Origin of the sequence: Hoeflea marina, assembly GCF_003182275.1 — a bacterium.
Taxonomy (GTDB): domain Bacteria; phylum Pseudomonadota; class Alphaproteobacteria; order Rhizobiales; family Rhizobiaceae; genus Hoeflea; species Hoeflea marina.
In genome coordinates this window covers 40,873-52,711 of the sequence record NZ_QGTR01000010.1, presented here as the reverse complement: position 1 = coordinate 52,711, position 11,839 = coordinate 40,873, and the positions used below count along the sequence as shown (strand labels likewise).

Annotated in this window: 13 protein-coding genes and 1 pseudogene; 4 read left to right on the top strand and 10 right to left on the bottom strand. The window is 65.4% G+C overall.

Annotated elements, in window-relative coordinates; translation table 11 throughout:
* Positions 1–192: 192 nt before the first annotated feature.
* Both DFR52_RS23540 and DFR52_RS23535 read right to left on the bottom strand, forming a co-directional pair.
* A complete protein-coding gene (locus tag DFR52_RS23540) occupies positions 193–1,893 on the bottom strand; it encodes a hypothetical protein (protein WP_110034532.1) in 1,701 nt (566 codons plus the stop codon).
* A 57-nt stretch (positions 1,894–1,950) separates the two neighbouring features.
* Positions 1,951–3,249 carry an adenylosuccinate synthase gene (locus tag DFR52_RS23535; RefSeq protein WP_110034531.1) on the bottom strand — a complete coding sequence of 433 codons (1,299 nt, stop codon included), beginning with the start codon at positions 3,247–3,249 and terminating at the stop codon, positions 1,951–1,953.
* Positions 3,250–3,702: 453 nt separating this feature from the next.
* Between DFR52_RS23535 and DFR52_RS23530 the strand changes: the two genes are divergently transcribed.
* Entirely contained in the window at positions 3,703–4,599 is an 897-nt protein-coding gene (locus tag DFR52_RS23530; protein WP_110034530.1) for a DMT family transporter, read from the top strand.
* Positions 4,600–4,801: 202 nt separating this feature from the next.
* Here DFR52_RS23530 and DFR52_RS23525 read toward each other — a convergent pair whose 3' ends face one another.
* The 3 genes from DFR52_RS23525 to DFR52_RS23515 all read right to left on the bottom strand — a co-directional run bounded on the left by DFR52_RS23525 (position 4,802) and on the right by DFR52_RS23515 (position 6,904).
* Positions 4,802–5,473, bottom strand: coding sequence for a glutathione S-transferase family protein (locus DFR52_RS23525; protein WP_110034529.1), 672 nt, complete (start codon positions 5,471–5,473; stop codon positions 4,802–4,804).
* Entirely contained in the window at positions 5,470–6,138 is a 669-nt protein-coding gene (locus DFR52_RS23520) for a glutathione S-transferase family protein (protein ID WP_110034528.1), read from the bottom strand. Before DFR52_RS23520 ends, DFR52_RS23525 begins: the two co-directional genes overlap by 4 nt.
* 88 nt (positions 6,139–6,226) lie before the next feature.
* Positions 6,227–6,904 carry a peroxiredoxin-like family protein gene (locus DFR52_RS23515; RefSeq protein WP_110034527.1) on the bottom strand — a complete coding sequence of 226 codons (678 nt, stop codon included), beginning with the start codon at positions 6,902–6,904 and terminating at the stop codon, positions 6,227–6,229.
* A 104-nt stretch (positions 6,905–7,008) separates the two neighbouring features.
* Here DFR52_RS23515 and DFR52_RS23510 point away from each other — a divergent pair, with 104 nt between their 5' ends.
* Both DFR52_RS23510 and DFR52_RS23505 read left to right on the top strand, forming a co-directional pair.
* Entirely contained in the window at positions 7,009–7,905 is an 897-nt protein-coding gene (locus DFR52_RS23510) for a LysR family transcriptional regulator (protein ID WP_170132340.1), read from the top strand.
* A 100-nt stretch (positions 7,906–8,005) separates the two neighbouring features.
* On the top strand, positions 8,006–8,284 hold the full coding sequence (locus DFR52_RS23505) for an EamA family transporter (protein WP_245415469.1): 279 nt from the start codon (positions 8,006–8,008) through the stop codon (positions 8,282–8,284).
* Between the two features lie 21 nt (positions 8,285–8,305).
* Here DFR52_RS23505 and DFR52_RS23500 read toward each other — a convergent pair whose 3' ends face one another.
* From DFR52_RS23500 to DFR52_RS23485, 4 genes are read right to left on the bottom strand one after another with little or no spacing between them, the layout of a single operon-like run.
* The gene (locus DFR52_RS23500; protein ID WP_110034525.1) at positions 8,306–9,175 is read right to left on the bottom strand and encodes a sigma-70 family RNA polymerase sigma factor; all 870 of its coding nucleotides are present in this window, start codon (positions 9,173–9,175) and stop codon (positions 8,306–8,308) included.
* Complete coding sequence (locus DFR52_RS23495) at positions 9,165–9,632, bottom strand: carboxymuconolactone decarboxylase family protein (RefSeq protein WP_110034524.1); 468 nt, start codon at positions 9,630–9,632, stop codon at positions 9,165–9,167. The genes DFR52_RS23500 and DFR52_RS23495 overlap by 11 nt, the downstream gene beginning before the upstream one ends.
* 35 nt (positions 9,633–9,667) lie before the next feature.
* Complete coding sequence (locus DFR52_RS23490) at positions 9,668–10,261, bottom strand: glutathione S-transferase C-terminal domain-containing protein (RefSeq protein WP_245415468.1); 594 nt, start codon at positions 10,259–10,261, stop codon at positions 9,668–9,670.
* Entirely contained in the window at positions 10,258–11,013 is a 756-nt protein-coding gene (locus tag DFR52_RS23485; RefSeq protein ID WP_110034536.1) for an SDR family oxidoreductase, read from the bottom strand. The genes DFR52_RS23490 and DFR52_RS23485 overlap by 4 nt, the downstream gene beginning before the upstream one ends.
* Positions 11,014–11,147: 134 nt before the next feature.
* On the opposite strand from DFR52_RS23485, the gene DFR52_RS23480 reads away from it, so the two are divergent.
* Positions 11,148–11,396: an EamA family transporter gene (locus DFR52_RS23480; RefSeq protein WP_245415467.1), complete on the top strand. Its 249-nt coding sequence runs from the start codon at positions 11,148–11,150 to the stop codon at positions 11,394–11,396.
* 155 nt (positions 11,397–11,551) lie between these two features.
* Here the strand turns inward: DFR52_RS23480 and DFR52_RS23475 are convergent.
* Positions 11,552–11,839 (bottom strand): annotated as a pseudogene (locus DFR52_RS23475) (phosphoglycerate dehydrogenase); the annotation flags it as partial.

Sequence of the window (11,839 nt, the reverse complement as noted above, 5' to 3'; positions counted from 1 at the left end):
GGTCGCCATCGTCGCCGCCATGCGAAAGCTCATCACAATGATCAACACAATCGTCAAAAGACAGGTGTTCTGGGAAAACCAAAAACACGGTTGCTTAGGTGGCCGCGCCAGCGGCCCTCGAAGGGCGAGGGAGAAGCCACCCATCTTGCCGCAATGTCCATCCGCGGAGGCTTCAGGCCAGCCGCAGCGCCGTTACGGGCGCGCCCAGGCGTCCAGCGCCTGGCTGAACACCTCGACGCCGCTCGTGCCCTTTTCCAGCGTGATCAGCGCCCGGCGGCCATTGGTGTAGATGACCGGGATGTCGATCCAGTTGCGCTGGCGCAGCAGCGTCGTGTTCTGATCGACGGCAGACGCCAGGTCGTTGAGCGCGATCATGTAGAAGTCCTGCGTGATCTTGGCCGAGACCGCGATCAGCGGGTCGCCCTGGTCCTGCTCGGTCTGCTTGAGCGCCACCCTCTGCACCTGGTCGATGGAGCCGCCGGCGAAATCCCCAGGCACGGCGAAGACCACCTCGATGATGTGGCTGGCGGGCAGCGAGGTGTCGGTGTTGCGCTTGATGGTGATGAGCGCGGAGAGGCCGTTGTCCGGGTCGTTGATCTCGCCGCGGACGGCGACATCGTTCTTGCCGGTCTCGTCGGGCTGGGTGACCAGCGACCAGACCACGGTTCCCTCGGTCACCGTCGGCGACTGCTGGTCGAGCCGCTCCTCGTAGAGGAACATCTTCTGCGCCACGCCGATCGGCTGCGAGGCCGGCGCGGTCTGCTGCTGGTCGGTGACGGGCGCCGCCTCGGCCGGCGGCTGTTCGCCGACCGGCGCGGCCGTCTCGCCCGATTGCACGCCGCCCTCGCCCGCAGCCGTCTCGGTCAGCGCCGCCACCGAGCGTCCCTCGACCGCGGTCTGGTCCTCGGCTTCGGGGGCCGGGCCGGGATCGGTCTCGGTGCCGTCGGCGTTGAGCCGCTGGGTGAACTTGCCGCCCGGCGCGGCCTCGCCGGCGGCGGGCACGGCCGGGGTGGACTCGGCGGGCGTGGCCAGCGCCACCTCGGTGTCGGCGGGATCTTCCGGCTCGACCTCGGGCACCGGTTCGGCCGCCGGCTCTGCGACCGGCGTCTGGGCCGCATCGGCCGGCTGGTCGGCCGCCGTCTCGGTCTGGCTGGCGCCGAGACCGAGAAACGCCTCGAGCGCGCTGCGCTGGCTCCAGGCAGCATAGGCGCCGGCGACAAGCAGCACCAGCACCGCGACGATGGCCGCGAGCCTTGCGGCGCCGCGGCGTGAGGGTCTGCCGGACGCGGCCGGACGGGCGGCATTCGGCCGCCGCAGGGTCTCGCGCGGCTGCCGGCGCGGGGCCTCGCGCGGCTCGTTGAGCCCGAAGGCGTCGTCATGCTCGTCGCCGCTGATCGGGCGCAGCCGGTTGGCCGACATCTCCGGTTCCGGCGGACGCGCAACCGGCGCCTCCGGCTGCCATTGCGGTGCAGGGGCTGCAACCGGCGCGGCCGGCTTCGGCGGGGCAACGGGCGGGGTTGCGGCGTGCGTGGGGGCGGCGTGCGGGGTGGCGCGGGGCGGCGCGGCCGCCGGCATCACCGGCGCGTCCGGAGCGGCCGGAGCGGGCCGGGCCTGCTCGCTCTTCTCCACCAGCGCCTCGAGCTCCGCCATCAGCGCGTCGGCGTCATGCTCGACCGGCAGCGCCTCGGCGTGCTCGCTTTCCACCTCGGCGATGGCCGCATCGAGCTTGTCGAGCTGGCGCTTCATCACCTCTTCGGAGGGCGGCGGATTGATCGCCTCGAGCTGCCGACGGATGGCGGCCCGCGCCTTCTCGAAGACCTTGGCCCGGTTTTCGGGCGTATTCTCCGAAAGGTTGCCGACTGCCTTCCGGATGACTGCTACAAAATCCGCCATCGTGTGCCTTGGGTTCCTGATCCCCGCTTGCGCGGTAGTTTCGTGTTGGGCTTCAAACTAGTCTTCAAACGGGTCGGTCACAAGTATGGTGTCGTCGCGCTCGGGGCTCGTCGACAACAGCGCCACCGGCGCGCTGATCAGCTCCTCGATGCGGCGCACATACTTGATCGCCTGCGCCGGTAGCTCGGCCCAGCTGCGGGCGCCGACCGTCGTGCCGTCCCAGCCCTCGATCGTCTCGTAGACCGGCGTCACCCGCGCCTGCGCGCCCTGGCTGGCCGGCAGATGGTCGATGCGCTCGCCGTCGAGGTCGTAGCCGACGCAGATCTTCAGTTCCTTCAGTCCGTCGAGCACGTCGAGCTTGGTGAGCGCGATGCCGGTGATGCCGTTGACGGCGACCGACTGGCGCACCAGCGCCGCGTCGAACCAGCCGCAGCGGCGCTTGCGCCCCGTCACCGTGCCGAATTCGTGGCCGCGCTCGCCGAGGAACTGGCCGGTCTCGTCGAACAGTTCGGTCGGGAACGGCCCTTCGCCCACCCGCGTCGTGTAGGCCTTGGTGATGCCGAGCACATAGCCGACCGAGCCCGGCCCGAGGCCGGATCCGGCGGCCGCCTGGCCCGCCACCGTGTTGGACGAGGTGACGAAGGGGTAGGTGCCGTGGTCGACGTCGAGCAGCGTGCCCTGCGCGCCCTCGAACAGGATCCGGTTGCCGCGCCGCCGCGCCTTGTCGAGCAGCAGCCATACGGTTTCGCGGAACGGCAGGATCTGGGCCGCCACCGAGGTGAGCTCCGCAAGGATGGTGTCCACCGACACTTCCGGCTGGCCGAGGCCGCGGCGCAGCGCGTTGTGGTGCGTGAGCAGCCGGTCGATCTTGGCCGGCAGCGTGTCGAGATTGGCGAGATCCATCACCCGGATGGCGCGGCGGCCGACCTTGTCCTCGTAGGCCGGGCCGATGCCGCGCCGCGTGGTGCCGATCTTGGTGCCGGAATTGGACGCCGCGTCCTCGCGGATGCCGTCGAGTTCGCGGTGCAGCGACAGGATCAGCGTCGCGTTGTCGGCGATGCGCAGATTGTCGGCATTGACGACGACGCCCTGCTTGCCGAGCCGCTCGATCTCGGCCAGCAGCGCATGCGGGTCGATGACCACGCCGTTGCCGATGACGGCGAGCTTGCCCGGGCGCACCACGCCCGACGGCAGCAGCGACAGCTTGTAGCTCACGCCGTCGATGACCAGGGTATGGCCGGCATTGTGGCCGCCCTGGAAGCGCACAACCACATCGGCGCGCTCCGACAGCCAGTCAACGATCTTGCCTTTTCCTTCGTCGCCCCATTGCGAACCGACGACTACGACATTTGCCATGGTACCCTCATGTCTCGGCCCCGACAGGGACCCCTTATCAAACCCGCGCATCTATAGAGGCTTGCCCGGCGGAAATCGACCCTTGCGCGGGCCCGGTCCCTGCTTTTTGCGTGACAAAACGGCCTTCGATTGGCAAACAGGCTTGCATGGCGGGCGATCCCGCGCCCTCGAACCGCCGAAAAGCCCGACCGGCACCCGAATCAATGGCCGCGCCCCCCCCCGGCGCGACGGCCCGAACGCCTGCAGCGGTTTGCCGATCGCGGCATGCACGTCACGAAGAGCCGGGCCCCCAAGCCCGGAGCGAAAGTCACGCGACGGCCTTAATGCATGTCGCCCGAAAGTCTGCAGCGGTTTCGGGATCACGACATGCATCATTGCACAGAGCTAAAGCGCATCGCGTGAATCTGAATTCATGCGATGCGCTTTAGCCGCCAATCATGTCAGGATAGAGATTTGGTTCTGCGCGCCTACCTGTTTCTCGTTCTCACCGCGCTCGCCTGGGGCGGCAATGCCATTGCCGGCAAGCTCGCCGTCGGCCACATCTCGCCGATGATGCTGACTTCGCTGCGCTGGGCGGTGGCCTTCGTCATCATGCTGCCCTTCGGCTTCCGCCACATCGCCCGCGAGCGCGCGCTGATCCGCGCCAACCTGCCGCTCCTGTTTGCCTATGGCGCGCTCGGCTTCACCTGCTTCAACGTGCTGCTCTATTCGGCGCTGCATCACACGACGGCCATCAACGTCGTCATCGAGCAGGCAGGCATGCCGATGGTGATCTTCCTCGCCAATTTCCTCATCTTCCGCATCCGCGCCACGGGCGCCCAGATGCTCGGCTTTCTGCTCACCGTGGCGGGCGTCATCCTCACCGCCTCGGGCGGCAGTCTGTCGCGGCTGCTGGCGCTCGACCTCAATGTCGGCGACGCGCTGATGCTTGCAGCCGTCGTGCTCTATGGCGGATATTCGGTGGCGCTGCGCTACAAGCCGGCGATCAGCTGGCAGAGCATGATCACCGTGCTCTCCGGCGCGGCGCTGATCACCTCGCTGCCCTTCACCGCCTGGGAGATTGGCTATGGCGACGTCATCTGGCCGGACCTGCGCGGCTGGGAACTGGTACTCTTCGCCGCCCTCTTCCCCTCGCTCGTCTCGCAGGTGCTGTTCATCCGCGCCAACGACATGATCGGCTCCAACCGCGCCGGCCTGTTCATGAACCTGGTGCCGATCTTCGGCACGCTGATGAGCGTGCTGATCCTCGGCGAGGCGCTGCACATCTACCATGTGCTCGCGCTGACGCTGGTCATCGGCGGCATCTGGCTGGCCGAACGGGGGAAGCGGGCGGAACAGCCGCGGAACTGACCCAATTTCGGGGTAATATTTCTTTTATCCCATTATTGGGTCACTATGAAATTGAACCGGTTTTGCGGAGTGGATGAGCAGGATGCTGCCGCTGGCGTTCTGCAGAAGCTGTGCCGAAAGCGATGACTCATCCGGAGTGGTGTTGGCATCAGAGAGTTGTGGCAGGCAGACGTCACATCGCGTGCGCGCTGCCTGCTCCCGTTCAACTCCGCCAGTGCGGTGGGTAAGCAGCGTCATAGCCGCGCATGGATTCCATCCGCGACAGCCACGCGCCCAATGCCGGCAGGCGCGCGCCGAGGTCTTCGAGGCCAAGCACCATTTCGATGGCTTCCGGACGCGCCGCAACCCGACGCAGCATCTGTATGTTGGGCAGCGCAACGATATCCGCTGCAGTGAGCTCGTCTCCCGCCAGATAAGGCGCTTCTGACAGCGCCCGCTCCATCCAGCCAAGCGCATCATACGCCCGGGCAGCGGACACGCGCATGACCTCTGGATCGTCTTTCGCATGACCGCGCAACAGCGGCCGGATGATCTCCACGTCGAAGAGGTCTCGCGTGTAGTTCTCGAATTCGCTCACCCGCTGCCAGATGCGGCCGTGCTCCTGCGCCGTCTGCCCGAACAGCGGTACGGCGGGATGGGCCCGATCCAGGAAGGCGATGATCGCCACGGATTCGTAGAGCGCCGCGTCGCCAGTCTTCAGCACCGGCACCTTGCCGCGCGGATTGAGGTGGAGGAAAGCGGGCGAGCGTTCCGCCAACTGGGCCGAGTCCATACGGCGGGAGATATAGGGCACGCCCTTGTATCCGAGCGCCAGTTGCACCCGCCAGGCGTAGGGGCTGCCGCTGACCCAGAAGAGTTCGTAATCCGCGTTCATAGTTCTATCCCTGCACCAGCCAACGCGGTGTCGATACGGTCATCCACTTCCCGCTTCGTCTCCGCCCAGACCGGCACGGTCTCGAGCAGCCGCTGCTGCCATGCGACAAGGTTCGGGAACTCCGAGAATGGCACCTTGGTACGAGCGTTCTGCGAAAAGGGAGCGGCAATATCGATGTCTGCGAGCGTCAGGTGATCACCGACGATGAACCGATGCTCCGCCAGGTGGGCGTCAAGCACGGCGGCGGCCGCTCGGATCTTGTCGGCCGCCAACTGGACGATGCTTCTGTCCTCCGGCTGACCCATGAAGCGCTTCGTGATCCGTTCATCGAACGTGAGCGTCGCGAATGTCCGCCACTGCTCACCCGACCAGAACATCCACTGCAATATCTGGTAACGTTCAGCGGGCGAACTGCCGAGCAGGTCCGAGCCGGCTTTCTCGGCCAGGTAAATGTTGATCGCCGACGCCTCGTAGAGAACGACGTCGCCGTCCACCATCACGGGCGTCAGCCCATGAGGGTTAAGCTTCAGGAATTCGGGCGTATGGCTCTCGCCTTTGAAGAGATCGACGGTCACAAGCTCGATCTCGACGCCCATGATCGCTGCTGCGGAGACGACGCGGCGCCGGCTGCCAGAGCCGGGATCGCCATAAATCTTGATTGACATTAAAGAATGCTCCTTTGAATGAGAGGTCAGACCGGCCGGAGTGTGATCGAATGGCGCGGCTGGGCTGGTCTTGTGAGGATGGGCAGGTTCAGGCCGGGTAACCGGCCCGCAGGCGGTCAAGCACCGGCAACAGATCGGACGGATCGGGGCGCCGCGTATAGTCGGGATTGACCTCGGCATATGCGATGACGCCATCGGTCCCGATCACATAGCGTGCCGGCATCGGCAGCACCCAGGCCGGGTCGTCGTTGATCCTCTGAAGATCGTTGCCGAACTGTCTGTAGACCTCGATGAGATCATCCGGCAGCGAAAAGCGCAGGCCGAACTCCGCGGCGACGGCCGTGCCGGCATCGCTCAGGATCGGAAAGCCGAGCTTGTTGTCGCGCTGCGACTTGCGGCAGTTGGCCGGCGTCTGGGGAGAGATTGCGACGAGGCTCGCGCCATGCTCTTCGATGGCGGGCCGGATTTCCTCCAGCGCCTGAAGGTCGTAGTTGCAATATGGGCACCAGACGCCGCGATAGAAGGTTGCGACCAGCGGCCCCCGCGCCAGCAGCGCACGCGAATCCACGCTGTTGCCGTCCGCGTCCTCGAGCGAAAAGTCGGGCGCGGTATCGCCGGCCTTCAGGGCGCAATCGGCTTGGCCACTGTCGGCCAGCAACCGGGTCGCCCGCTGCATCGTGTCGAGCTGGTCGCGGGTCGGCACCAGCGGAAAGCGTCCGCTCTCGAAATCCTCGCGCATCGCGTCGAGCTTGTCCTGAAGTTTCATTGTCATTCTCCGGATTGCTGTGAAGTCGCTGTGAGCCAGGAATTAGGTTATCCGGGGAAGAAGGTGTATCCATTCGATGCGAACAACATATATCCGGATTTCGAATGAGTGATCGCTGGCAGGAAATGGTTGTGTTCGTCCGTGTGGCGGAGAGCGGCAGTCTTTCGCGTGCGGCGCGCGAACTGAAGCTCTCGCAGCCCTCGATATCGCGTATCGTCGGTACGCTGGAGGCGCGGCTGGGCACGACGCTGCTGCTGCGCACCACCCGCAGCATCTCCCTGACGGAAGCTGGCACCTTATATCTGGAACGAGCGAAACACCTGCTCGCGGAGATGGAGGAGGCGGAACAGGCAACTCGGGGCGTGGACTCGCTGCACGGCGTGATCCGCCTCGCGATGCCCGTGCTCTACGGAACGCGCGTGATCATTCCGGCGCTGGCAACGTTCCTGGCCCGGCATCCGGATCTTCGGGTCGAGATGATCATGAGCGACGCGCGCCAGAACCTTATCACGGATGGGGTCGATGTCGCCATTCGCCTGGGGGTCGGACCGCTGGAGGATTCCACCTTCGGCGCCCGCAGGCTGGCGCTGGTCGAGCGACTGGTGGTCGCCGCACCGGCCTATCTCTCAGCACATGGCGCCCCCACCAATCCGGCAGAGCTCGCCAGACACGATTGTATCGTTCAGCATGGCCTGTTTGGTCGCGAGAGCTGGCGCTTCACGCACAATCAGACCGTCACCTCCCTCAATGTTTCCGCAAGACTCTGGATCAATTCGGCGCCGGGCATTCTGGCGGCTGCTGTGGCGGGGCTGGGCATCGCACTGGTGACCCGCGTCATGGCAGGAGAGGAACTGCGCACCGGCCAGCTCAAGCATCTGCTGGAGCCCTACCGGCTCGATCCGGCCGAAGTCTATGCTGTTTTCCCGGCAGGTCCAAGGCCATCGGCGAAAGTGCGGGCGATCGTAGATCACCTCGGAGCATCGCTCGACGTTCCGGACTGATCGACGCTGCAGCACCGGTTGGGTCAAAAGCTTGTGCTTTGAAGGAAGCGGGCATCCGTCATGATTAGGGGCAATCGTCCATTCTGTACAATGCTTTAACGTGAGCAGCAGATCAGCCGGCAGGCCTTCGGGCTGGGAACTGATGCTCTTCGCAGCCCTCTTCCCCTCGCTCGTCTCGCAGGTGCTGTTCATCCGCGCCAACGACATGATCGGCTCCAACCGCGCCGGCCTGGTCATGAACCTGGTGCCGATCTTCGGCACGATCCTGTCTGTGATGATCCTGGGGGAGATGCTGGAGCTGTATCACGTGGTGGCGCTGGGGCTGGTGCTGGTGCTGGTGCTGGGGGGGATTTGGCTGGCGGAGCGGTGGAAAAGGTGAAATCCGGGCCTGTCCGGCGCGTCAGTGGATTGCGCCGCCGGTTCCCGTCACGTGCTGCAGCTTTTCCGGGTTCCGTGTCTTGTAGATAGCAAGGATCCGGCCGTCCTCGATTTCGAAGGACGTGGTCTGCAGCGTGCCGTTGTACCTGCTGATATAGCCCGGAAGTCCGTCGATCCAGACCAGGCGAACGATGGTTTCCACGTCGCCGTATTTGCGGAACAGGCCTTCGTAAAGGCGAAGCGCCTTGTCGAGACCGACGATTGCGTTGGGAAAGGCCAGCACTTTGCCGCCGCCGTCGGACACGATCCGCACGCCATCGGCAAGGATCGTCTGGAGAACACCAACATTGCCCGTTCGCGTGGCGTCGAGGAATGCCCTGGCGATCCTGTCGCCCTCATCGCGAGAGACGGAGTATCTTGGCTTGTCGGCCTGCACATTGCGCCGGGCGCGCGAGGCCAGTTGCCGGACGGCCGCGACGTCGCGGTCCAGCGTCGCGGCGATCTCGTCCATCGGCATGTCGAAGACGTCATGCAGCAGGAACGCCGCGCGTTCGAGTGGTGACAGCCGCTCCAGGGCCAGCATCAGGGTGAGGGTCAGATTGTCGGCCCTGAGGTCGTCGTCCGGCTCCGGCATGGGGTCCGGCAGCCAGCTTCCGATATAGGTCTCTCGCCGGACCCGGGCGGACTTCATCGCGTCGAGGCAGAGCCGGGTGACGATCCGGCTCAGGAATGCCGGTGCATTCTGGACCTCGGACACATCCGCGCGCTGCCAGCGCAGCCAGGCATCCTGGACGACGTCCTGCGCATCGGAGACGGAACTCAGCATCCGGTAGGCGAGACGCAGCAGCCGTGGCCGCTGCGCCTCGAAAAGATCTGGTGTTTCAGGCTGCATCAGCCTTTGCCTCTGGTTCGGGGTGCATGGCCCGCAAGCCGATCTGAAGCCTGTTCCACAGATTGATCGAGCCTATCGCAAGGGTGAGGTTGACACGCTCGGCCTCGCTGAACGCCGCCTCGACCAGGGCATAATCCTCGTCCGGCGCTCCCGTCTGCGCAACGTTCGTCAACGCTTCCGTCCAGGCCAGGGCTGCGCGCTCGCGCGCGGTGTAGAGGCTCGATTCGCGCCACGCGTCGAGAAGGAAGATGCGCATTTCGGTTTCCCCGTCAGCGCGGGCGTCGGTCGCGTGCATGTGAAGGCAGAAGGCGCAGCGGTTGATCTGCGACGCCCGCAGCTTGACCAGGTGCAGCAGGCTCTTCTCAAGGCCGCTGTTGGCAATCGATGCCTCGACGGCAAACATGGCCTTGATGCCGGCGGGCGCCATTGAAAAAGGTTCGTGGATGCGAGGTATCATGGTGGTCTCCTTTGCACATAGTATCAGGTTTGGTTTCAGTTGAGGCCTTCGGCAGCCATCGCTGTGCGCACAGCCGGCCGCTCGCGCATCTTCTGCCGCAGAGTGGACATGGACGCCGGCACCGCGACGTCGAAGCGCTCGGCCCAGAGCAGCATGACGAACAGATAGAAGTCCGCGACCGTCGGCTGTTCACCGAACAGGAACGGGCCTTTCAGGCCGCCGGCCATCAGGTCCAGCAGGCCGGTGACCGTCTTCGCCGCGCGCGCGACGTCGCGTTCGGAGCCTCCGTGCCACATGGGCTTGAAGGCGCGATGCAGTTCGGTCGAGATGAAGGCGAGCGCCTCGATCAGCCGGCTGCGGCCGAGCGGGCCGGCAGGCGCAAGCTGCGGATGGATCGTCGCCAGATAGTCGAGCACGGCGATGTTCTCGGTCAGCATCTCACCGTCGATGAGGATCAGCGCGGGGACGTAGCCCTTGGCGCTGACCGTCCTGAAGTCGACGCCGTGCTCTGTCATGTGCGTGCGGATATCGACGCGCTCGATGTCGAACGGTTCGCTTGCCTCGTGCAGCGCGATGTGGTCGGCCAGGCTGCAGGCGCCTGGGGCATAATAGAGCTTCAACCGGCTCATGTCCGCAACTCGCCGCGGCCGAGGAACGTGTCGAACGGGGTCGCAGCGATCCTGGCCGGGCCTGCCGGCACGAGCGAGGTCTCGTCGAGCACGACGCCGAAATAGGTCGACGCGGGATCGGTGACGACGACGCGCGGATCCTGTGCTGCCGACAGGAAGCGCGCGACCATGCGGTCCATCGGCTCGCGGTCCGGCCCGGCGATCTCGACCATCCCGTTCACCGGCGCGCCGAGCGCGATGTCGGCCACCGCTTCGGCCACGTCGTCGGAGATGATCGGCTGGATCAGCGCCGACGACAACCGCACCTCGTTGCCCAGGGTCGCCGCGCGCGCGATCGCGCCCATGAATTCGAAGAACTGGGTGGAGTGGATGATCGTGTAGGGAAGGCCGGAGGCCGCGATCAGCTCTTCCTGTGCCTGCTTGGCGCGGAAGTAGCCGCTGGCCTGGAGCTTGGCGGTGCCCACCACCGAGAGGGCGACGTGGTGGGCGACGCCCGCCTTCTTCCCAGCGGCAAGCAGGTTGCGGCCGGAGGTCTCAAAGAACTCCATGGCCGCCGCATCCTCGAAGGACGGCGAGTTGGCGAGGTCGATGACGATCGACGCGCCCGCGAGCGCCACCTCCAGCCCCGCCCCGGTGATCGTGTCGACCCCCGTTGACGGTGCGGCGGCAATCGCTTCATGGCCGCGTTCGCGCAGCTTCGCAACGGTCTTGGATCCGATAAGGCCGGTTCCTCCGATGATGACTATTTTCATGTTCATGGCTCCTTTGGGATGCTTCATGAACAAGACGAGCCGGCGCGGGCGAATGTGACATCGGACGGCGTTTTTCTCGGGCGCGGGACCGGACCCGATCGAACCGCCCTGCCGATCCGGCCCCGCCGGCGGTGGTGGCGGGTTTCACCGCCGTCATGCCCTCGCTCGTCTCGCAGGTGCTGTTCATCACGGGCAACGAGCTGATCGGCTCGAGCCGCACCGGCATCTTCATCAACCTGGTCCCGATCTTCGCAACGATCCTCTCGGTGATGATTTTGGGGGAGAGGATGCAGGTGTATCACGTGGTGGCGCTGGGGCTGGTGCTGGTGCTGGTGCTGGTGCTGGTGCTGGGAGGGATCTGGTGGGCGGAGCGGGGGGGGTGAGTTGGGATGCTCTGATCCCCAAAAACTGCAGGGAACTCGGGTCTCAGGTCATGTCGCAGCTACCGTCTCAGGTCAGGCCTCCCTCCAATACCAAAACCGCCCCCCGAAACTTTCGTCCCGGGAGGCGGCAAATTCAGGCACGCAATGCCCCCGTCTCAATCCACGTTGAAGACCAGCGGCTTGGCCTGCTTGATCGCCGGATGGGCCGTCAGCTTGTCGAGCACCGACTGTTCGACCACGCCGTCGACATACAGAAGCGCGATCGCCTCACCCTTTTCCTTCTCGCGGCCGAGCTGGAAATTGGCGATGTTGACGCCGGCGTCGCCCAGTGTCGTGCCCATGAAACCGATCATGCCGGGCACGTCGGTGTTGGCGATGTAGATCATGTGGGCGCCGACATCGGCGTCCATGTTGATGCCCTTGATCTGGATGAAGCGCGGCTT

Excerpts from the sequence above, each read along its gene's own strand:
- DFR52_RS23520 (WP_110034528.1), bottom strand. The coding sequence starts at position 6,138 with ATGTCAATCAAGATTTATGGCGATCCCGGCTCTGGCAGCCGGCGCCGC.
- DFR52_RS23515 (WP_110034527.1), bottom strand. The coding sequence starts at position 6,904 with ATGAAACTTCAGGACAAGCTCGACGCGATGCGCGAGGATTTCGAGAGC.
- DFR52_RS23485 (WP_110034536.1), bottom strand. The coding sequence starts at position 11,013 with ATGAAAATAGTCATCATCGGAGGAACCGGCCTTATCGGATCCAAGACC.
- DFR52_RS23495 (WP_110034524.1), bottom strand. The coding sequence starts at position 9,632 with ATGATACCTCGCATCCACGAACCTTTTTCAATGGCGCCCGCCGGCATC.
- DFR52_RS23535 (WP_110034531.1), bottom strand. The coding sequence starts at position 3,249 with ATGGCAAATGTCGTAGTCGTCGGTTCGCAATGGGGCGACGAAGGAAAA.
- DFR52_RS23510 (WP_170132340.1), top strand. The coding sequence starts at position 7,009 with ATGAGTGATCGCTGGCAGGAAATGGTTGTGTTCGTCCGTGTGGCGGAG.
- DFR52_RS23525 (WP_110034529.1), bottom strand. The coding sequence starts at position 5,473 with ATGAACGCGGATTACGAACTCTTCTGGGTCAGCGGCAGCCCCTACGCC.
- DFR52_RS23500 (WP_110034525.1), bottom strand. The coding sequence starts at position 9,175 with ATGCAGCCTGAAACACCAGATCTTTTCGAGGCGCAGCGGCCACGGCTG.
- DFR52_RS23540 (WP_110034532.1), bottom strand. The coding sequence starts at position 1,893 with ATGGCGGATTTTGTAGCAGTCATCCGGAAGGCAGTCGGCAACCTTTCG.
- DFR52_RS23490 (WP_245415468.1), bottom strand. The coding sequence starts at position 10,261 with ATGAGCCGGTTGAAGCTCTATTATGCCCCAGGCGCCTGCAGCCTGGCC.